The sequence below is a fragment of the Micromonospora inositola genome (assembly GCF_900090285.1).
GTDB lineage: Bacteria > Actinomycetota > Actinomycetes > Mycobacteriales > Micromonosporaceae > Micromonospora > Micromonospora inositola.
Map to the genome: position 1 here is coordinate 1,399,943 of NZ_LT607754.1, position 18,699 is coordinate 1,418,641.

At 68.9% G+C, this 18,699-nt stretch carries 18 protein-coding genes and 4 pseudogenes; 8 read left to right on the forward strand and 14 right to left on the reverse strand.

Annotated features, from left to right (window positions below; all coding sequences use genetic code 11):
• Positions 1-18 precede the first annotated feature (18 nt).
• Positions 19-217 (reverse strand): annotated as a pseudogene (locus GA0070613_RS34325) (GntR family transcriptional regulator).
• On the opposite strand from GA0070613_RS34325, the pseudogene GA0070613_RS06680 reads away from it, so the two are divergent.
• Positions 214-664 (forward strand): annotated as a pseudogene (locus GA0070613_RS06680) (DNA repair helicase XPB); the annotation flags it as partial. The pseudogenes GA0070613_RS34325 and GA0070613_RS06680 sit on opposite strands and share 4 nt — an antisense overlap.
• Here GA0070613_RS06680 and GA0070613_RS06685 read toward each other — a convergent pair.
• Positions 665-1,009 (reverse strand): type II toxin-antitoxin system HicB family antitoxin, encoded by a 345-nt coding sequence (locus tag GA0070613_RS06685; RefSeq protein WP_089015794.1) that lies wholly within the window; start codon positions 1,007-1,009, stop codon positions 665-667.
• Positions 1,009-1,254: a toxin HicA gene (locus GA0070613_RS06690; protein ID WP_231929690.1), complete on the reverse strand. Its 246-nt coding sequence runs from the start codon at positions 1,252-1,254 to the stop codon at positions 1,009-1,011. Before GA0070613_RS06690 ends, GA0070613_RS06685 begins: the two co-directional genes overlap by 1 nt.
• Before the next feature lie 45 nt (positions 1,255-1,299).
• On the opposite strand from GA0070613_RS06690, the pseudogene GA0070613_RS06695 reads away from it, so the two are divergent.
• Positions 1,300-2,010, forward strand: a pseudogene (locus GA0070613_RS06695) (helicase-related protein); the annotation flags it as partial.
• Positions 2,011-2,150: 140 nt separating this feature from the next.
• Here GA0070613_RS06695 and GA0070613_RS06700 read toward each other — a convergent pair.
• A complete protein-coding gene (locus tag GA0070613_RS06700) occupies positions 2,151-3,092 on the reverse strand; it encodes an RNA polymerase sigma-70 factor (RefSeq protein WP_089011499.1) in 942 nt (313 codons plus the stop codon).
• Positions 3,093-3,258: 166 nt separating this feature from the next.
• Here GA0070613_RS06700 and GA0070613_RS06705 point away from each other — a divergent pair, with 166 nt between their 5' ends.
• Positions 3,259-3,744 (forward strand): carboxymuconolactone decarboxylase family protein, encoded by a 486-nt coding sequence (locus GA0070613_RS06705; protein ID WP_089011500.1) that lies wholly within the window; start codon positions 3,259-3,261, stop codon positions 3,742-3,744.
• A 199-nt stretch (positions 3,745-3,943) separates the two neighbouring features.
• Positions 3,944-4,780, forward strand: a complete 837-nt coding sequence (locus tag GA0070613_RS06710) for a helix-turn-helix domain-containing protein (protein WP_157746287.1) — start codon at positions 3,944-3,946, stop codon at positions 4,778-4,780.
• A gap of 1,496 nt (positions 4,781-6,276) precedes the next feature.
• Here GA0070613_RS06710 and GA0070613_RS06720 read toward each other — a convergent pair.
• Positions 6,277-7,038, reverse strand: coding sequence for an IS110 family transposase (locus tag GA0070613_RS06720; protein ID WP_089011503.1), 762 nt, complete (start codon positions 7,036-7,038; stop codon positions 6,277-6,279).
• A gap of 191 nt (positions 7,039-7,229) precedes the next feature.
• On the opposite strand from GA0070613_RS06720, the gene GA0070613_RS06725 reads away from it, so the two are divergent.
• On the forward strand, positions 7,230-7,991 hold the full coding sequence (locus GA0070613_RS06725; RefSeq protein WP_157746289.1) for an SHOCT domain-containing protein: 762 nt from the start codon (positions 7,230-7,232) through the stop codon (positions 7,989-7,991).
• Positions 7,992-8,676: 685 nt separating this feature from the next.
• On the opposite strand, the gene GA0070613_RS06730 is transcribed toward GA0070613_RS06725, so the two are convergent.
• The 3 genes from GA0070613_RS06730 to GA0070613_RS06740 all read right to left on the reverse strand — a co-directional run bounded on the left by GA0070613_RS06730 (position 8,677) and on the right by GA0070613_RS06740 (position 11,030).
• Positions 8,677-9,918: a WD40/YVTN/BNR-like repeat-containing protein gene (locus GA0070613_RS06730; protein WP_089011505.1), complete on the reverse strand. Its 1,242-nt coding sequence runs from the start codon at positions 9,916-9,918 to the stop codon at positions 8,677-8,679.
• Positions 9,905-10,555, reverse strand: a complete 651-nt coding sequence (locus GA0070613_RS06735) for an RNA polymerase sigma factor (RefSeq protein ID WP_089011506.1) — start codon at positions 10,553-10,555, stop codon at positions 9,905-9,907. The genes GA0070613_RS06730 and GA0070613_RS06735 overlap by 14 nt, the downstream gene beginning before the upstream one ends.
• Before the next feature lie 265 nt (positions 10,556-10,820).
• Positions 10,821-11,030, reverse strand: a complete 210-nt coding sequence (locus GA0070613_RS06740; protein ID WP_089011507.1) for a winged helix-turn-helix domain-containing protein — start codon at positions 11,028-11,030, stop codon at positions 10,821-10,823.
• Positions 11,031-11,402: 372 nt separating this feature from the next.
• Here GA0070613_RS06740 and GA0070613_RS06745 point away from each other — a divergent pair, with 372 nt between their 5' ends.
• Positions 11,403-11,699, forward strand: coding sequence for a DivIVA domain-containing protein (locus GA0070613_RS06745; RefSeq protein WP_408630975.1), 297 nt, complete (start codon positions 11,403-11,405; stop codon positions 11,697-11,699).
• On the forward strand, positions 11,696-11,962 hold the full coding sequence (locus GA0070613_RS06750) for a hypothetical protein (RefSeq protein ID WP_089011508.1): 267 nt from the start codon (positions 11,696-11,698) through the stop codon (positions 11,960-11,962). Before GA0070613_RS06745 ends, GA0070613_RS06750 begins: the two co-directional genes overlap by 4 nt.
• A 504-nt stretch (positions 11,963-12,466) precedes the next feature.
• Here GA0070613_RS06750 and GA0070613_RS06760 read toward each other — a convergent pair.
• The 3 genes from GA0070613_RS06760 to GA0070613_RS06770 all read right to left on the reverse strand — a co-directional run bounded on the left by GA0070613_RS06760 (position 12,467) and on the right by GA0070613_RS06770 (position 14,807).
• Positions 12,467-13,348: a GNAT family N-acetyltransferase gene (locus GA0070613_RS06760; RefSeq protein WP_089011510.1), complete on the reverse strand. Its 882-nt coding sequence runs from the start codon at positions 13,346-13,348 to the stop codon at positions 12,467-12,469.
• An 85-nt stretch (positions 13,349-13,433) separates the two neighbouring features.
• Positions 13,434-14,189, reverse strand: coding sequence for a TIGR03089 family protein (locus GA0070613_RS06765; protein WP_089011511.1), 756 nt, complete (start codon positions 14,187-14,189; stop codon positions 13,434-13,436).
• A 45-nt stretch (positions 14,190-14,234) separates the two neighbouring features.
• Entirely contained in the window at positions 14,235-14,807 is a 573-nt protein-coding gene (locus GA0070613_RS06770; RefSeq protein ID WP_089011512.1) for a TetR/AcrR family transcriptional regulator, read from the reverse strand.
• An 89-nt stretch (positions 14,808-14,896) separates the two neighbouring features.
• Between GA0070613_RS06770 and GA0070613_RS06775 the strand changes: the two genes are divergently transcribed.
• Complete coding sequence (locus GA0070613_RS06775) at positions 14,897-15,268, forward strand: DUF4267 domain-containing protein (RefSeq protein WP_089011513.1); 372 nt, start codon at positions 14,897-14,899, stop codon at positions 15,266-15,268.
• A 152-nt stretch (positions 15,269-15,420) separates the two neighbouring features.
• Here GA0070613_RS06775 and GA0070613_RS06785 read toward each other — a convergent pair.
• The 3 genes and pseudogenes from GA0070613_RS06785 to ligD (GA0070613_RS06800) form a co-directional block, all read right to left on the reverse strand.
• A pseudogene (locus GA0070613_RS06785) lies at positions 15,421-16,625 on the reverse strand (low temperature requirement protein A).
• Positions 16,626-16,785: 160 nt separating this feature from the next.
• On the reverse strand, positions 16,786-17,700 hold the full coding sequence (gene ligD, locus GA0070613_RS06795) for a non-homologous end-joining DNA ligase (protein ID WP_089011516.1): 915 nt from the start codon (positions 17,698-17,700) through the stop codon (positions 16,786-16,788).
• Complete coding sequence (gene ligD, locus GA0070613_RS06800; RefSeq protein ID WP_089011517.1) at positions 17,690-18,637, reverse strand: non-homologous end-joining DNA ligase; 948 nt, start codon at positions 18,635-18,637, stop codon at positions 17,690-17,692. Before ligD (GA0070613_RS06800) ends, ligD (GA0070613_RS06795) begins: the two co-directional genes overlap by 11 nt.
• Between the last annotated feature and the right edge of the window lie 62 nt (positions 18,638-18,699).

Below are 18,699 nucleotides of genomic sequence, written 5' to 3' on the forward strand. Positions count from 1 at the left end.
GTTCCTGCCGCCCCACCATTAAGACGAACGAGCACGTCCGATGGTTGGGGTGCCGGTGTCGGGAGTACCGGGACGTGTATGACAAGCCCGCAGCAGAGCCGTCGAGAGCGACAAGTCGTAGTGAGCAGCCAAGTTCTCGGCTGGACGGTATCAGCGATCCGGGCTGAACCTCGCCCACCTCGATCCGCTTCAGCAGATCCTTGATCAACTCGTCCATGGCTGGCGATTCGGCACGTGGAGGCCCCTTGCGAGCGGCTGGCCGTCCCAGTGCGGATGACGTACGCGACGGCGGAGTCCGAGGGAGCGGTATCGGATGGCCGCGACCGCCCGGACCAAGCTGCCGGTGGTGAAGGCGCTCGTCGACCGGCACAAGGGCGACCAGGTGCTGGTGATCGGCGGCTACATCGACCTGCCCGAGGCGGCGGTGGCGATCCAGGTGTCGGGCACCTTCGGCTCCCGGCAGGAGGAGGCGCAGCGGCTCGGCCGAGTGCTCCGGCCCAAGGCCGACGGCCGGCAGGCCCACTTCTACACGGTGGTCTCCCGGGACACCATCGACACCGAGTACGCCGCCCACCGGCAGCGCTTCCTCGCCGAGCAGGGGTACGCGTACACCATCGTGGACGCTGACGACGTCCTCGGCCCGAAGCTCCCGAGCGTGGACTGATCAGGCCGCGCTGAGCTTCCGCAGGACGTACTGGTTGAGGCTGATGCCATCCTCGGCGGCGTGGATGGCGAGTTCGCGGTGCAGGCTCTCTCCGACGCGGAGGTTGAACTTGCCCGAGTAGCTGCGCTCAGCGAACGGCTGCGGCACCTGCTCGCCCTGCTCCTCCATGTCCGCGATCACGTCACGCAGCAGATCCTGGAGTCCCTGCAGAGCCTCGATCTGAGAAGACGCCAGCCACGAGAGGGACGGAAACTCGGCGCAGGTGGCAACGAACTCGCGGTCCTGGGTCGACCAGGTGACGCGGTAGGTGTAGTGGGATACCTCAGGACGGGGATCGGTCTGCATCACATGGCCTCCTTCTTGTCGATCGCCTTGAGGACTTGCCGTACCTGATACGCCTTGGCCTTGCCTTTGTCGTTCTGAATGTTGACGCGTGGGTCGCCCGCCCAGGGCATCTTGAACACCGCGTGGGAGGTGCCAGCCTGCCGTGGCTTCCCAAAGTAGTGCTCGCACACCCCGTAGAGATCGTTGTAGGCGACGTTCTGCTGGTTCCTTCGCATCGCTTCAACGAGCTTGTCTATGGACGGCACCGGTATATGGTACTGCTGGCGGTACCATATTTTCAACGCTTCGCCGTGCACCTGCTGCCCGCGCCGATCTTCCGGTTCACCGCGGACCTCCAGGCCCGCCGCCGGCTGGGGCTGACCGCGACGCTGGTCCGCGAGGACGGCCGGGAGGGCGACGTGTTCAGCCTGATCGGCCCCAAGCGGTACGACGCGCCGTGGAAGGACATCGAGTCGCAGGGCTGGATCGCCCCGGCCGAGTGCACCGAGGTACGGGTCACGCTGACCGACGCCGAGCGGATGACGTACGCGACGGCGGAGGCCGAGGAGCGCTACCGGATGGCCGCGACCGCCCGGACGAAACTGCCGGTGGTGAAGGCGCTCGTCGACCGGCACAAGGGCGACCAGGTGCTGGTGATCGGCGGCTACATCGACCAACTGCACCAGCTCGGCGAATACCTCGACGCGCCGATCATCCAGGGTTCGACCACCAACAAGGAGCGGGAGCGGCTGTTCGACGCGTTCCGCTCGGGCGAGGTCCGCACCCTGGTCATCTCCAAGGTCGGCAACTTCTCCATCGACCTGCCCGAGGCGGCGGTGGCGATCCAGGTGTCGGGCACCTTCGGCTCCCGCCAGGAGGAGGCGCAGCGGCTCGGCCGAGTGCTCCGGCCCAAGGCCGACGGCCGGCAGGCCCACTTCTACACGGTGGTCTCCCGGGACACCATCGACACCGAGTACGCCGCCCACCGGCAGCGCTTCCTCGCCGAGCAGGGGTACGCCTGAACGATCATCGACGCCGACGACGTCCTCGGCCCGTCGCTGCCGACGGTCGACTGACGCGCGGCCCGGCGCAGGTGTCTGTCTCGCACGCTGTGGAGCTGATGTCGTAAACGACTCAGCCGGCCACGCGTCCGTTGCCGGAGTCAGCGGCTCAGGACGGTCTCCCGCTCCATGTGCGACAGCTTCTCGGGGTTGCGCACGGCGTAGAGCCCGGTGATGAGGCCGTCGTCGATCCGCACGGCCAGCACGGTGTCCAGCTCACCGTCGAGCCGGATGATCAGCGCCGGGTGGCCGTTGACCTGCGCCGGCCGAAGCGACGTAATGTCGGCGATTCTGCCCCAGCCGCCGGCCAGCAGGCGGGCGACCTTGTCGGCTCCGACGATGGGTCGCGGGACGGCCTGCTTGATCCCGCCACCGTCGCCGAGCAGGACGACATCGGGGGCGAGGATGTCGAGCAGGCTCTGCAGATCGCCGGTTTCGAGCGCCCGCTGGAACGCGTCGAGCGCGTACCGGGTCTCGGTCGCCGACACGACCCGGCGCGGCCGTCGTGCCGCGACGTGTGCCCGTGCCCGGTGTGCGATCTGACGGACCGCGGCGGGGCTCTTGTCGACGGCTTCGGCGATCTCGTCGTACCCGACGTCGAACACCTCGCGCAGCACGAACACCGCCCGTTCGGTCGGCGCGAGCGTCTCCAGCACCAGCAGCATCGCCATCGAGACGCTGTCGGCCAACGCGACGTCCTCGGCAACGTCGGGCGCGGTGAGCAGCGGCTCGGGCAGCCAGGAGCCGACGTAGGACTCTCTGCGGCGGCCGAGCGTACGCAGCCGGGCGAGTGCCTGGCGGGTGGTGATCCGGACAAGGTAGGCACGATGTTCCCGCACCGTGCCGAGATCGACGCCCGCCCACCGCAACCACGTCTCCTGCAGGATGTCCTCCGCATCGGCGGCCGAGCCGAGCATCTCGTACGCGACGGTGAACAGCAGGTTGCGGTGGGCGAGGAACGCCTCGGTGGCGGGATCCGGGCGGTCGTCACGGCCGATGCCCCGGCCTCGATCGTCGGCTGCGGTCTGCGGCGTGCCCACCATGGGTGACTCCCGTTCGCTCTCGACTGTGTCGCCCACCAGATGCCGGACCCCGCCGTTGTGTGACACCTCCGGCTGTGGCGGCCGTCACCTGGCCGCGCCGTCACAGGGACCCGATCGCCGGCATCTCATGTTCGTCCACCGAACACCACGAGTGAAGGACGGAACCATGGACGCCCGATTCAACATGTTCGACAACGAGATCGCCATGAAGTTCTTCAAGCGGTTCGCCAACGCCGGCATGGTGATCCAGCAGTCGCCGCTGCCGAAGTCCACGCAGGAACTGGTGTCGCTGCGCGCCAGCCAGATCAACGGCTGCGGCTGGTGCATCGACATGCACACCAAGGAGGCCGCGGCCGCCGGCGAGACCGCGGTCCGGCTCCACCTGGTCGCCGCCTGGCGCGAGTCCAGCGTCTTCACCGAGGCCGAGCGGGCCGCGCTGGCGCTCGCCGAAGAGGGCACCCGGCTCGCCGACGCTCACCAGGGCGTGTCCGACGAGACCTGGGCCCAGGTACGCAAGCACTACGACGACGACCAGGTCGCCGCGCTGGTCTCCCTGGTCGCCCTGATCAACGCAGCCAACCGGCTCGCCGTGATCGTGCACCAGCAGGGCGGCTCCTACCAGCCCGGCATGTTCGCCGCCGCGTTCGACTGACGCGCAGACGAATCCGGCCCGGTCCAGGATCATCCGATCCTGGGCCGGGCGCTTTCCTTGGTGATCTTCAAGAAACCCTCTTTTGACCGCGGACCTCCAGGCCCGCCGCCGGCTAGGGCTGACCGCGACGCTGGTCCGCGAGGACGGCCGGGAGGGCGACGTGTTCAGCCTGATCGGCCCCAAGCGGTAAGTGAACCCGATGGAAGAGTGGCTGACCCAGCCCGAAGGACTGGCCGATCGCCTGCGTGCCCTGCGCACGCAGGCCGGCCTGTCCGGCAAGGAACTCGCCGAGGCGAACGGTTGGGCGCCGTCGAAGGTCTCCCGACTGGAGAACGGCCGCCAGATGCCGGCCCCCGCCGACCTGTACGCCTGGGCACGCGCCTGCGGCGCCGACGACACCGCCGCCCAGGACCTGTTGCGGATGCTCGGCGAGGTCCATGCCGCCCACCGCAGCTTCCGCCGCCGAATGCGCCAAGGCCAGGCCGCCGTTCAGGACAGCTACAACCAGCTCGTCGCCGAGTCACGCCTGATCCGGCACTTCGAAACCGTGTACGTACCCGGGCTGCTCCAGACCGCCGACTACGCCCGCCGCCTCCTCACCGAGATGGTCGAGCTGCACAACCTCGACATCGCCGACGTGGACACCGCAGTCGCCACCCGGATGCAGCGCCAACAGCTCCTCTACGACACCACCAAGCGGTTCGAGTTCCTGCTCGCCGAACCCGTGCTGCGGTGGCTGCTCGCCTCACCCGAGGTCATGCGCGGCCAGCTCGACCGGCTGCAAACCGTCGTCGGCGTACAGAACATCCGCTTCGGCATCCTGCCGCTCGGCGTCCCCCTCGCCACCACCCCGCAGAACTCCTTCCAGATGTACGACGACGTCGCCATCGTGGAGACCTTCGTCGGCGAGACCACCTACCGCGACGACGAAGCAGCCACCTACACCAGGGCCATCGAACGACTCTGGACCGAAGCCGTCACCGGTGAAGATGCACGGCGACTGATCGTCCGCGCTGCCCAGGAGATCCAGAGCTAGCACGGCCGTACAGCGTCGATCGCGCAGGGGTGCAGACTGAGGCATTCGGGCTGTTCCCGGTGGAGTCTCTCCGGTTCGTCGAATAGGGTCTCGCAGTGCGGTTACCGTAGCAAGCCATTACCTCGGCCGACCGGCACTTTGCGTACCGGCGCCATCCAGGCTCTCTAGAGCGAAATCCTCGGCGTCCTGTTGTTCAGGCAACCGCAGGGCGGAGGGTATAACCGCGCTGTGGTTCGCGTTGAGGTATTCGAGGGCGTGCCCGAGATTTGGGTCATGGTCCAAGTGCTCGCGGAAGTACTGCAACCTATCGTGGCATTCTTCGACTATTTCGGACCAGGTGCGGAGCCAGACCCGGACAGTGATCGCTCCTTCGGTGAAGTCCCAAACGCATCCCGGCTTTCTCTCACGCTGATTTGCGTCGATTCTGGCAACCCTGTCCATCCTGGTGGTCACAAGCCAGAAGTCCCACTCGACCGTCCGGTCATGGAACTGATCATCGAAGGCAACAGCTTGGGCGTAGCTCTTGATTTGGTTGACTTCCTTTGCTCCAACCACCACTGCCGGCGCTTTGAGTTCGACAACAAGATGCTGGCGGCGATCGTGCTCACGTCTAGCGCGAGAGAGCATTAGGTCCACGATCCCGGTCGAGCCGTCAAGGCGACGCACTGGCTCGGGCGCCCTGTTCTCGCGGCCCAGAATGTGCAGATGCCGGTCAAGTACCGTGTCTAGCGCCTGATCGCTGACCAAGATGCTGTAGTGATCACCAAAGACCCACGCCTCGTTTTCGAGGATCTTATGGAGCTGCGACCTCTCTTTGACCATCTTCCTGACTTCGGGGTCGATGACCATGTGACTAAGTGCCGCAAGAAAGTCGAGCCGATCCGCAACGTTGCTGGACGCCTTGATCATGCTAGAGAGGTTGGTGCGGTTGAGCAGGTTATCTAGTGCCGACTTGTCGTCGTTGGAGAGTCGGAAAACCTCATCGAGGATTCGGTGCACATTTTCAGGTTGGTGCTTTACTGCTTCCCTAATAAGAGCGAGCGTGACCTTCTGCTGCCTTTTGGGCCGAGGCATGTGGCGATGCACGGTGGTAGCGACGACGTCGAAGGTTTCACGCTCAAGTCGCTCGACATCATCCTCCGGCTCATCCTTGTATGGGTATGAGCCATCAGCCTTCCACTTTTCGATGACCTCACGTCGCCGCTCCGTTGAACGCTCCCGGAAGTGTTCTCGGAGTTGCGACCGGGCGGCCCCAATTAGCGCGAATATCTCAGAATCTTCGCTCTCCATCAGCAGGAATTGCCCCTGATGTTCTCTCATTTCGTCCCACAGCACGTAGGCCGTGAAGTCGAACTCAGGAGCTTGGATTCCTGCGTTTGCGATGTCTATCGTCATTCCGTCCGCATCGCAGAGGTGAAGCTCTCGGGGAGTCCGCATGGTCCACTCAACTACCCGGAGAACGGCGTGCTTCTCCGGTCCGTCCGCGCTCGAAAACGTCAGCGGATAGCGTTCGTCCCGATGAATCGAGGATTGGGGATCGATCTGTTGGCCGTTATAGACGATCTCGATGTCTGAGTAGACGGTGAGGTAGGTGGCGAATTCGGCCGTGAGGCGGGCCACAGCAGCATCGCTCGCCCGGCGGGCCACACGCACTCGAGCAGCGCGCGGATTTGCTGGATTTGGCTGACCATCTCGATGATGAGCTGTTCGCGGCGGGCGCCCAGATGCCGCAGCCGGCCCCAGGTCTCATCGACCGGCTCGGGTACGTAGCAGCGCAGCTGCGCGGTCAGCCGGGCGATCAGCACCGCGTCCTTCTCGTCGGTCTTGTCCGAGGTCAGGTCCTCACTGCGCCGCGCCCACGACGTCAGCATCGGCTGCACGCACACGAACGGCATCGCCCGGTCCGCGGCCAGCTGCCCGAGCACCCGCCACCGGTGCCCGGTCGGCTCGCACGCCACCGTCACCCCCGCCCACCCCCTCGCCGCGGCCCGCTCGGCGGCCCAGTCCAGCGCCGCACCCAGATCCCACGCCCGGCACCTGAACGTCTTGCGCGCCAACACCTTTGAGTCATGATCGGTGACCACGACCATCTGCTTCTTATCTGCCAGGTCAATGCCGACGATCGCGTTCGTGGCCGGGACCAGCACCCGCAACCGAGCAAGCCGCGCGTTGCGGTTGCGGTCACCCCGGGACACGCCGCTACCGTTACCCATGAACGTCCTCCTCCTGCGATGGGACACCAAGCCCGCCAAGCGCATCAGGGGGACGTTCCTACGTCCTGCATCGACACGCAGAACGTCTTTCTATGCCGAGAGTGTGTCGAGCCGCCGATCGCTCCCATCGACGGCCGCTGCTAGCGTCACCGGCAACCGTTGAGAAGGGAGTGCCGATGGTGGATCGGGCGAAGGTCGGCGGACGGCCGCGGTCGGTAACGATTGCAGTGACTCTGATGACCGTCGTGGCCGCCGGGTATCTCGCAGACGCGGTGGCGGTCGCCGCTGGGGCAGCTGCATACCCGGACCGAGTGCGCGAGGCACTGAACGCCTCCGACGTCGACCCACGTGCCTTTGACGCTCTCAAACCACTGGCCTCGGCATTGCCCTACGTCGCGGCGTTGATCACCGCCGTGGCAGCACTGGTCCTACTGGGTATCGCGGCCTCAGTGCGTGCGGGGCACTTCGCGGGCCGCATCATCGCCTGGATCGCGATCGGTCTGTCCCTGATGTGCAGCTTCTGCGGGCTGGGTCAAGCTGGTACGCCCGCTTTCAGCGGAATCGCCTACGTGTCCGCCTTCAGCCGTGACGCCTCCGGAACTCACACGTTCGTCCAGCGGTTGCCGGCCGCGTACCCGCCGGCCTATCAGTACCTCAGCGCCGGCTTCGCCCTCTTCGCGATGCTCGCCCTGATCGTCGTCGTCGTGCTGCTCGCGCGACCCTCAGCCAACCGCTTCTTCCGTCCGGTCAGACAGCTGGCACCGCAGCCAGCAACTCATTACCTGGCCGACTCGGCGCCAGCAACTCATTACCCGGGCGACTCGGCGCCAGCAACTCATTACCTGGGCGACTCGGCGCCAGCGCCGGTCGCTGGGGCAGCCCGTCCGATCATCGGCCAGATTTCCCAACTGTCGGTGCTGGTCCGGCAGCATCAACGCGGCGAGTTGACCGACGAGGAGTTTGCTGCGGCTCGCCAGCAACTGCTCGGTGGCCCCTGATACCAGCACGTCAGACATGCTGGTATCCACCCGGCGGGAGACGTAGCTGCGCGCCCTCAGGGTCACACTCGCACCTCCCGCCATCGGCCACTGCGCGGTAGCGCCCGCACATGCCGCGATCAGCGTGCTGAGGTGTCGCAGATCAGTTGGCGGACATGTGTCGCACATCAGTCGACGGAGGACAGACCGCGGACCGCGTGCATTGCCGAATTCCGCTCTATCAGATCAAGGCGGCCCGCAAAGCGGGCCGCGCCGGCCCAGCCCCGGCCTGCTGGCGACCTCCGGCCGGCATCGGCCGGGCCGGCCGGCCACGCTTGGGGACGACAATGCCTTGAAGACCTCGGGGCTCCGCCCCGAACCCCGACCCTCCTCAGAGATCAGCCGCGGATCACCTCGCCGGGCACCACAAGGGCTACCAGCCTCCCCGGACGGGGACCAGGTCGTTCGTCCGGTAGGGCGCTCCACCTGGTCCCCGTCCGGGGAGGCTGGACGGTCTGGCGACTGCCCGACGAGGAGGTCCGCTTTCAGGCCGTGGGATGCACCCGAGATGCCGCGACGCTGGATGGCCGACATGAACGGCGACTCCCGCATCCGGCTGGGCTCCGCCTCTTACACCCTGTCCCGATGGGCGAGAGTGATCCGACGCGTGTCGGCGCGGCCGCCCGGCCACGCCGACGCACCGGGCTTAGTGAGGGAGATCGAGTCGGGCCCAGGAGGAACCGTCCCGCGTGATCGCGGTGTGGTCCGCGCCGAGCGCCGACATGTCGTCCCGCCCGTAGAGCCAGGCGAAACCCGGGGCGGCCCCGACCCCGCCATCAAGCCGGTCATACTCCCGTGACTTGGTGAAATGCCGCCCTCCGTCCCGGCTGACTAGCAGGGCTGAGGCGAGGGCCGGCGTCATGTTGCCCGGCTGGGCGATCAGCAGGGAGCCGTCCGAGCCGATGGCGAACGGCCGGTGCGCCGGCGACGCGGGCAGGTCTGTGCCGACGTCCTTCCAGGTCGCTCCGCCGTCCGTGGTGTGCAGTAGCTGGGACGGGCCCTTGCGCTCCATCGGCTCGGCGCCGGGCGATGGCGGGGGCTCGATCAGCAGGTAGGCCTCCCGCTCGCTGACCCCGGCGACCGCGATTACGTCCGCCCCCTTGGCCGGTCGCCAGGTGTTCCACGTGGCGCCCTGGTCGACGCTCCGGGCGACGATCATGACGTCGACGTCGCCCGGCCAGTAGGTCGCCCAGATAGTTCCGTCGGCGCTCGGATAGATGCTGTACGGGGGGTAGGGCGAGGCCGGTTTCCCGCCGAGCCGGTACACCGTCCCGGTCGACGGGTCCACGGCGAGCGGCTGGCGGATCGCGCCGCAGCCCTGCTGACAGAACACAGCACGGGCCTTCGGCGGGAATGCGGGCACGGTTACCATCGCCTGCTCCGCGTCCCGCCAGGTTCGGCCGTAGTCGCTGGAGAGCCGGGACTTGTCGCCGTCGAGGACCAGGTAGGAGCGCTGCCCGAGCACGGAGAACGCCATGTCGGCCTCCTTGTTCCCGGACCCGTTGACCCGGCAGGTCGTGGCCCGGTACTGGGCCGTGTCGTCTTCGGTCCAGCTCTGCCCGCCGTCCTCGGTGTGCGCGAAGCGCACCGTGCACCCGAAGTCGACCTGTTCGACGCCGACACCGGAGTCCGGACCGGTCATGAAGAGCTGGGTGCCGCGGTCGTCGGCCTGCGGAGGCGGGGTCGGGTCGGCCCAGTCCACGCCGCGCGGGCCGGCGGCCAGGGGCAGGACCGCCAGGCCGGCGAAGACCACGAGGGCCACCCCCACCCCGCCGATGCGATGGCGCCGGCGGGACCTCGCTGCTGACCGGAGATCGTCGAGGGGCGGCTGCCGGACGGCGTCGGCGATGGTGTCGACATCGAAGCCGGTGAACTCACGATCGGACATCGATTCTCCCGGTGCTCGTGCTGTCGTTGACATCGGGGTCGGTGAGAAGCTCCGCCAGCGCCCGCCGACCCCGCGATAGACGGGACTTGACCGTGCCGGCGGAGACGCCGAGAGTCGCCGCAACCTCATCGACCGGCAGGTCGACCAGGTAGTGCAGGGCCAGCGCATGCCGCTGCCCCTCGGGCAGGCTCCGCAGGGCGGCTAGCAGCGCAACATGCTCCGGCGACCGGTCGACAACCGCAGCCGGCGGGCCGATCCGGCGCAGCAGCCTGTCCAGCACCCGACGCCGCCGATGCCGGCTGCGGACAACGTTCACCGCCACCCGCCGAAGCCACGCCTCCGGATTCTCCAGACGAGCGAAGCGCCGGGGCGCAGCCAGCGCCCTCGTAAACGCTTCCTGGACCGCCTCCTGGGCCTCGTTCACGTCCCCGCTCACCGCGTACAGCTGGACGACCAGCCGCCGGAAACAGCCTGCGTACAACTCGGAGATCAGATCACCGTCGGACACCGTCACCTCCCTTCTCCACCACGTCCACTCACGAGCGGGGCCAAAGGTTCCATGGAACCGGTCAGAAAGTTTGGCGAGCGACAGCGCGAGTGGATCGCGGCGCAGCAATCTCTGAGACGGCGACAGCATCGCCCGCGATGTTCATGGTCCCGCCCGGCGACTAGTCCGCATCTAGTCCGCAAGAGGTCGACGGACGGCGGGCGAGTGTTGTGAGATGTCGAGAGGCATTTCCGCTGCTAGACCCCCATGCACCCAGGCCACCGGAGCGGGCAACTTGATCTCGTAATGCGTAGGTCAACGGTCGGTCCGTCAGGCGGCCTTCGAGGGCGGTGACTTGGCGAGGTCATAAGGCCGGACCGTCTGCGTTGGGCCTGCTCGCGCCAGCCGTCGAGGGTCAGCGCCGGGTGGACTCCGCGACGAAGACGCCGCGACCCGGGCGGCCGACCAGCACACCCCGCTCTCGCAGCGTCGCCACAGCCCGGCTGATCGTGGACTGCGAGACGTCGTACTCCGCCGCCAGCGCCCGCCCGGAGGGGAGCTGAGAGCCGGGCGGATAGGTCCCGTCCTTGATCTTGCTCAGGAGATCGTCGAGCAGCTCGTCCATCGTGGGCGGAATAGGCACGTCAGGCCCCTTGCAGTCGGTTGGCCCACCCAGTATTGATCAGCCGCTTCGACGCAGGCAACGCATGTAGAACGAATGGCGTAGGTGGGCGACTGACTCAGAGACATGCTTGACATAGGTGACTCGGTGGCAATACCGTCGCTCTCGGTGATGCGGTGCTGCTGCGGTCGGTTGGCGCCTCTCGTACCGGTCTCGCATCGCCGCCGAGACCTCACCCTCCGCGCTCCCCCGGCGCGGCCCTGCTGTCGTACCGCCGATCGAGGCTGCGGTGGCAGGGCGGGCGGTCTCCGCCGACCACAACCGGCGGAGACCGCCCCCTCCACTTCGACGCGATCCGACGATGGGCGGTCACCCGTGCGCAACCTGATCCGTCGGCTGGCGAGCCGACACGACCAACGACGTCCGACGGAAAACGCCGGCCCGCTCCAGGGTCGGCTTCCGCTGCGGCCCTGGCAGATCCGCGACCGGTGCTTCAACGTCCGCCGGCACGGCCTCGACCCGGTCGAGATCCGCGCGTTCCTGCACCGGGTGGCCGACGAACTCACCGTCGCGCAGACCGCCCTGGTCGCGGTGCAGGAGGAGAACGTACGGATCAAGAACGCCCTGCGCGCCTGGCAGAGCGCCCAGTCGGCGAACCACCGCTACCGATGACCGACCGCTGGGTGATTCACCTGCCGGTCACCGCGCCCGACCTGCTCCGGGCCCGGATCTTCGCCCGTACCGCCGCCCGGGTGCTGGCCCGGCTCAGCGCACGCGTCGAGCCGGGCGGGGTGACCGTCTCGGCCGAGGACCAGCAGGGCGTACGCCATTGGGTCTTCTGTGACCGACCACTGCCCGGCGGCGGGCGGTGTGCGCAGCCGGTGGACCACACCTCGCCCTGCTCGCGGCGCGCGCCGTGGCTCAACCGGCGGTGAAGACGACCGGGCGCAGGTGGGCGGGCAGGTGGTCGTACTGCCAGGCGCGCTCGGCCTCGACGAACCCGGTCATTTCCGTCACGTGGGTCGTCGACGCGGCGTGGGCCGACGCTGGTGAATGACTGCTGTCCCATCGGGTACGCGGGCTGCGATACGCGAAGGATCAGGCCGGGTAGACCCCGTGCCGCTGCCACGCCGGCCCGTTGTTCGGGGCGGAATCGCCATCTCCGATCCGACGTACGCGAGAAGAGAGGCATGCGATGAAGGACAGAATCCTCAAGGGGTTGAAGAGGAAGACAAACTCGATCATGGTGCGCCGCAGGCGCAAGGATTCCCTGATCACCAAGCCGAGCCGCTCCAGAAGGCCCGGCAGGATCTTTCAGTGACAGCGCCACCCGCCGGAAGCCGATGACCCTCGCGGCCGGCGGCGCGCCGTGGCTCAGCCGCCGGTGAAGACGACCGGGCGCAAATGTTCGGGCAGGTGGTCGTCCCGCTCGGCGGCGGTCACGGGTGGCGGCGCAGGTAGCGGGCGCGGCGGCCAGCATTGTGGAAGCCGAGCCGCCGGTACAGGGCGGCGGCCGGGTTGTTGTCGTTGACGCAGAGCCACGCCTCGCCGGCGCCGTCGGCGGTCAGTGCGCGCAGCGCGCTCGCCACCAGGTACGCCCCGACCCGGCGGTGCCGCCAGCCGGGGACGACGCCCACCTGGTCGATCCAGTTGTCGATGACGTTGAGGAAGCCCACGGCGGCGCCGTCGGGACCTCGGGCGATGATCGACAGGTCCGGCCGGTATTCGTCGTCCTCCCGCAGTTCGCCCAGCCACTCGTCGGCCTCCGGCTCCACGAAGCCGGGCCGGTCGGCGAACGACGCACGGTAGGCCTCGAAGAGTTCGGGGCCGATCTCCCAGGTGATCGGTTCGGTTCGCACTCCGTCCGGCGCCGCCACTCCGGGGAGCGCGTCGAGGTCGTGCCGCAGCACCCACTCCAGGAAGGTCTGGTCGAAGCCGCGCGCGGTGAACAGGGCGTCCGCGTCGGCGCTCCACGACTCGGTGGTCAGCACCAGGTCCGCGTCGCCGGCCTGCTCGTCCGCCCAGCTCAGCAGCCGGCTGCCGAGGCCCTGCCCGCGCCACGCCGGATGCACCAGCCCGGTGCCGGTGGCCGGCCGGCGGTCGGTGCCGACGCCGATGGCCGCGACCAGCGCGCCGTCGTGCCAGGCGCCGAGGGTACGGGTCTGGAGCAGTCGCGCCCGCAGCAGCGGTGGGCCGGCGAACAACGGCAGCCCGCCGTCGGCCGCCAGGCACACCTCGGCCAGCTCGGTCAACCCGGCGAGGTGCTCCTCGCCGAATTCCTTCCAGGTGAGGGCGTCCACGCCCGGGTACGTCCGGTCCACCGTCGTCCTCCGTCGTCCTGCTCCGGCGCACCAGTAGGCGTCCCAGCCACCGACCCTGTCAACGCGGTTTCGCCGGTACGAGGGCTCAGAGGACGCGGGTGACTTGCTCGGCGGCGATCCGGGCGTCCAGCCGCGCCCGGTCCAGGTTGGCGCAGAGCACCACCGACGCGCCGGCGGCGAGCGGCGCGAGCAGCCACTTCAGCGGCTGCTCGTGCTCGGCCGTGTCGACCAGCAGCCGGGCCCCGGAACGCAGGTCGAGCTGCTCGGCGAGCCCCTTCGCCACGGCGGCCCACTCGCCGTAGCTGGTGCCGTCCGGGCTGGCCGGGTCGGACGGGCGGATGCCGGTGTAGTCGGGTGGGGTGTCGGTGTGCCGGAGCACCTCGGCGGACCAGTCGAGCCAGCCGAGGGGCACGTCGGTCAGTGGGCCGGGCCGGGTGCCGACGAGGTAGCGGTGCACCCCGTCGGGCACGTCCTCCAGCCAGTCGTCGAGGCGTTCCCGGGTCACGAAGACCGCGTCGTACGGCAGGTCAGCGCCGGGTTCGAGGACCGGCAGGCCGGCGGTGGCCCGCGGCCGGAACGACACCGCCAGCCCGATCGACCAGGCGCCGACCAGCACCGCAGCGGTACGCCAGTGCGGCGGCAGCAGCACCGCGACCCGGCTGCCGGGGCCGAGTCCGCAGCCGTCGCGCAGCAGCGCCGCGCTGCGCGCCGCCCAGCCGCCGAGCTGCTGCGCGGTCAGGTCGGTGCGCTCCCCGGTCGCGTCGTCGTAGTAGGTGAGCAGCGGAAGGTCGGCCTCGCGCGGCGCGTCGGCCGGAACGGTTACGGGCGTGTGGACAGCCATCGGGGTGCTCCTCCCTGCCGGTCCGATCACCCTAACGATCCAGCGTCAGCGGCAGAATCGGTCCACCAGCAGCGCCAGCCGCCGGTCGTGGTCGGCACGCCGGAGCCGCCCGCTGCGCATCAGCGTGACCAGGCCGTGCAGCCCGCTCCAGAAGGTCTCGGTGAACGTCTCCAGGTCGTCGTCGCCGGCGACCGGCCGCAGGGTCTCGGCCAGCTCGGCGAAGCCCCGGGCCAGGTCGACCGGGACGTCCTGGCTGGCGAACGGCAGGTCGACCGCGAGGGTGAACATCGCGTCGTAGAGCGCGGGCCGCCGCTCGGCGAACGCGGTGTAGGCCGCGGCGACGTCGGCCACCGCGTGCCGCTCGTCGATCGCGGCGGTACGCGCGGCGGCCAGCTCCCGGCCCAGATCGCCGAAGCCCTCCACCGCGACGGCGGCCATGATGGCGTCCTTGCCCTTGAAGTGGCTGTACAGGACGGGCTGGCTGTACTCGATCTGCGCCGCGAGGCGGCGGGTGGTGACGGCGTCCCAGCCCTCCGACTCGGCCAGCTCCCGGGCTGCGGCGACGATGGCCCGCTCCCGTTCCGCCCGCTCGCGCTCCCGGCGCTCTCGTATAGCCATGACCGCAAGTCTAGCACCGCTAGCGATTCTGCCGACGTTCTGCTAGCTTCGCTCTCAGACCTAGCAGCGCTAGCGAATCGGAGTCGGACATGCTCAGCCCCCTCGCCTACGGACTCGCCGTCGTCATCAGCCTCCTCGTCGTCGTCATCGGCGCCCGCTTCCTCCTGCAGCCCGAGGCTGCCGCCGCCGGTTACGGCGTCCCGGCCAAGCCGGACGGTGACCGCGCCTACCTCACCGTCAAGGGACTGCGCGACCTCACCTACGGCCTGCTCGGCCTCGCCCTGATCGCGTTCGCCACCCCCACCGCGGTCGCCTGGTACATGCTGCTCGGCGCGCTCGAACCGCTGGGCGACACCGTGATCGTGCTCCGCCACGGCGGCACGAAGGCCACCGCCTTCGGCATCCACTTCGCCACCGCCGTGGTCGTACTCCTCGACGCCGTCCTGCTGTTCGCCCTGTAGCCCACCCGCCATCCCCGCGAAGGAGCCGTCCGATGTCCCTGATCACGCCCGACTTCGACCGGTCCGTCATCGTCCGAGACGCCGACGCCGAGGTGGTGGGGCGGGCACCGACCACCATCCGGCTGCTCGCCGACAGCCGCCCGGCTGTGGCGCTACCGGCGTCGGTACGGTCTGCCGGGCGGCGGCGGGTTCGGTTTGCTCGGGCGGAAGCGCCAGGAGATGGTGTCCGAGGCGGCGATCGCGATAAGGATGACAACGGCCACGACGGCGATCAGGATCGGTGACATGAACGCCACCACGGGTGACAGGACGACGAGCAGGAGTAGACCGATCACTCGGGACACGGCGACCCTGCTGAACGACAGGTAGTCGAGCCGAGCACGCCCGGCCAGGTAGAGCGCGGGCCCGCACAGGATGACGGCGGACCAGACCAGGTTGGCCTCGGCGAACGGGTGGTTGATGATGATCTCGTCGCCAACCGAGCTGAGTACGATGCCGCCGGCCATGACCAGATGGGCATACGAGGCGGACCGGCTGAAGAATGCCGGCGCGGCGCTGGCCGCGATCGCAGCCGGGAGGAGCAGGCCCGCGCGGTAGAAGTAGATCCGCCACAGCAGCGTGGTGATGGCGAACGCCAGCACGAATGCGATCAGCCGATCCCGCTCGAACCCGTACGCGGCGAACTGCCCGCCTGCTGCCAGGATCGACTCACCGAACGCGATGATCATGATCTGCTGGTAGCGCTCGGCGAGATGCTCCGCGGAGACCACCTGGGTGGTGATCCGGGCCGGGCCGAGCTTGGGCAGCCGGTAGTCCAGCCGGCTCATCGTGTAGCCGAGGGCCGCCGCGAGGAGCCAGATCACCACCCGGGTGGTGCCCTGGGTCAGTGCGCCCGCGATCCACAGCACTCCTGAGAAGCAGTTCCAGATGAGCTGCTGCACCGAGCCGATCGCCACCTCCGGCCGGCGGCGCATCGCGGTCGTGACGAAGAGGGCCCGGCCGCCTGGATGATCACGTATGTGGCGGCGAAGATCATGCCATCCTCGCCGAATGCGGTGGGCGCCGCGCCCGCCATGATCAGGGTGCCGAGCATGATGGGGATGATCACGACCTGAATCGCGGGCTGGGCAGGGTTGAGGCGGTCCGTGGTCCACGCGGTGAAGACCCAGACCCACCAGAACGCGGCGAGCAGGATCACGGTGTGCAGGGCGCCGAGCCAGGTGAGGTCGGTGAACAGGGTGTGCGACAGCCGGGTCAGCGCGAAGACGAGGATCACGTCGAAGAAGAGCTCGACGTAGGTGGCGCGCTGCGGCTCGGCGTGATTCCGCAGCAGGTCGCTCGTGTTGCCGGCGGTCATCGGCGCGCCCGTTCTGTCAGTTCTGCCGCATTTATGCCGTCAGTCGTACCACGCGCCGCACAGCCCGGGATCCGCCGCCGGGAATCCAAGCGGGTCGACACACCACGCGCCGGCCACGGCCGGGCATGCCGCTGCGGGCACCGCCAGGAACCGGCTGTCGTCAGGATTCGGGAAGTTCGGGCCCGCCCTCCACCAGCGGGGCGAGCAGGTCGCCCTGCTTCTCGACGCGGTTGAGCACCTCACCCGCCGTGTACGGCTTGGTCGACGGTCGCTTGCCCGCCGCGCCCGCCTCCACCTCGTCCCAGGTGAGCGGGGTCGATACCGCCGGCACCGCCTGGGCGCGCAGCGAGTACGGCGCCACCGTCGTCTTCGCGGCGTTGTTCTGGCTCCAGTCGATGAAGACCTTCCCCGGGCGCAGGTTCTTCGCCATCTTCGACACGATCTGCTTCGGATGCGCCTTCTCCAGCTCCTGGGCGATCCGCCTGGCGTAACCGGAGACGAGATCGGAGTCCTGGGTGCCCGCGATCGGGCAGCAGAGCTGCATGCCCTTCTTCCCGGACGTCTTCGGGTACGAGTCGATGCCGTCCTCGGCCAGCCGGTCCCGCATCAGCAGCGCCACCTCGCAGCACTGCTTCAGCGCCGCCGGCGCGCCCGGGTCCAGGTCGACCACCATCATGTCCGGGTGGTCGCCGATCTTCCACTGCGGCGTGTGCAGCTCCAGGGCGGCGAGGTTGGCCAGCCAGACCAGGGTGGGCAGGTCGTCGGCGACCACGTAGTCGATGGTCTCCCGGCCCTTGCTCGATCCGGGCGCCGGCAGCGTCTCGGTGCGTACCCAGGCGGGGGTGGCGGCCGGGGCGTTCTTCTCGAAGAACGAGGCACCCCCCACGCCGTTCGGGTAGCGGATCCGGGTGAGCGGCCGGTCGGCCAGGTGGGGCAGCAGCACCGGGGCGATCCGCGTGTAGTAGTCGATCACCTCGCCCTTGGTGAAGCCGGCCTCCGGATAGAGCACCTTGTCCAGATTGGACAGTTCCAGCGAACGTCCCTCGACCTCCACTTTCAACCGGTCAGCTGGCATCCTCGACCTCCTCGGGCGGCTTGTCCGGGCGCAGGCGCAGGATCCGGGGGAAGCGCAGCCGGCCGTCCGGCGTGCGCTGGCCGTACTTCACCTCCACCACGATCTGCGGGGTTACCCAGATCGCGCCCCGGGCATCCTCGCGTGGCACGTCGCCGGCGAACGGCGACGCCGCCGTGCGCAGCGGCTCCAGCTCGCGCAGCAGCTCCCGCTCCAGGGCCGCGCCGATCCCGCCGCCGACCCGACCCCGGTAGGTGAGCCGGCCGTCCGGGCCGGGCACCCCGACCAGCAGGCCACCGATCTTCCGGGCACCGGGCCGCCAGCCGCCCACCACGAAGTCGCCGGTCACCTCCAGCTTGACCTTCACCCAGTCCGGCGAGCGCACCCCGGGCCGGTAGACCGAGTCGACCCGCTTGGCCATCACCCCCTCCAGGCCGTGCTCGCCGGCCGCCTCGTAGGTGGCCGGGCCGTCGCCGAAGCTCGGCGGGACGGCCCACCGCGCGGCCCCCAGCCCGAGCGACTCCAGCGCCGCCCGCCGGTCCCGGTAGGAGCGACCGGTCAGGTCCTCGCCGCGCAGCCGGAGCAGGTCGAAGATCATGTACGTCACCGGCACGGTAGCCGCCAGCCGGGCCGCCTTCGCCGGGTTCCGGACGTGCATCCGCTCGGCCAGCGCGGTGAACGACGGCTGCCCGGCGGCGTTGAAGAGCACCACCTCGCCGTCCAGCAGCGCGTCGTCGACCTGGTCGGCCAGGGTGATCAGTTCGGGGTACGCGGTGGTGATCTCCACGCCGGAGCGGGCGTACAGGCGTTGCCGGATGGCGGTGGCGGTGATGTCGGCGAGCGCGCGGACCCCGTCCCACTTGAACTCGTACGCCCAGCCGGCACCGGCCGGGAGCTGCCCGGTCATCGCGAGCATCGGCTTCAACGGCGCGCCGGGCACCTTCTGACTGTAGTTGGACCGCGAAGAGCGTGCGTCCCGTTCGATCGTTTGCGATCCTGAGC

Excerpts from the sequence above, each read along its gene's own strand:
- GA0070613_RS06720 (WP_089011503.1), bottom strand. The coding sequence starts at position 7,038 with ATGCGCTTGGCGGGCTTGGTGTCCCATCGCAGGAGGAGGACGTTCATG.
- GA0070613_RS06750 (WP_089011508.1), top strand. The coding sequence starts at position 11,696 with ATGACCGACCGCTGGGTGATTCACCTGCCGGTCACCGCGCCCGACCTG.
- GA0070613_RS06700 (WP_089011499.1), bottom strand. The coding sequence starts at position 3,092 with ATGGTGGGCACGCCGCAGACCGCAGCCGACGATCGAGGCCGGGGCATC.
- GA0070613_RS06705 (WP_089011500.1), top strand. The coding sequence starts at position 3,259 with ATGGACGCCCGATTCAACATGTTCGACAACGAGATCGCCATGAAGTTC.
- GA0070613_RS06770 (WP_089011512.1), bottom strand. The coding sequence starts at position 14,807 with ATGGCTATACGAGAGCGCCGGGAGCGCGAGCGGGCGGAACGGGAGCGG.
- ligD (WP_089011516.1), bottom strand. The coding sequence starts at position 17,700 with ATGCCAGCTGACCGGTTGAAAGTGGAGGTCGAGGGACGTTCGCTGGAA.
- GA0070613_RS06685 (WP_089015794.1), bottom strand. The coding sequence starts at position 1,009 with ATGCAGACCGATCCCCGTCCTGAGGTATCCCACTACACCTACCGCGTC.
- GA0070613_RS06735 (WP_089011506.1), bottom strand. The coding sequence starts at position 10,555 with ATGCTGTCGCCGTCTCAGAGATTGCTGCGCCGCGATCCACTCGCGCTG.
- GA0070613_RS06725 (WP_157746289.1), top strand. The coding sequence starts at position 7,230 with ATGACCGTCGTGGCCGCCGGGTATCTCGCAGACGCGGTGGCGGTCGCC.
- GA0070613_RS06775 (WP_089011513.1), top strand. The coding sequence starts at position 14,897 with ATGCTCAGCCCCCTCGCCTACGGACTCGCCGTCGTCATCAGCCTCCTC.
- GA0070613_RS06730 (WP_089011505.1), bottom strand. The coding sequence starts at position 9,918 with ATGTCCGATCGTGAGTTCACCGGCTTCGATGTCGACACCATCGCCGAC.
- GA0070613_RS06740 (WP_089011507.1), bottom strand. The coding sequence starts at position 11,030 with ATGGACGAGCTGCTCGACGATCTCCTGAGCAAGATCAAGGACGGGACC.
- GA0070613_RS06765 (WP_089011511.1), bottom strand. The coding sequence starts at position 14,189 with ATGGCTGTCCACACGCCCGTAACCGTTCCGGCCGACGCGCCGCGCGAG.
- GA0070613_RS06710 (WP_157746287.1), top strand. The coding sequence starts at position 3,944 with ATGGAAGAGTGGCTGACCCAGCCCGAAGGACTGGCCGATCGCCTGCGT.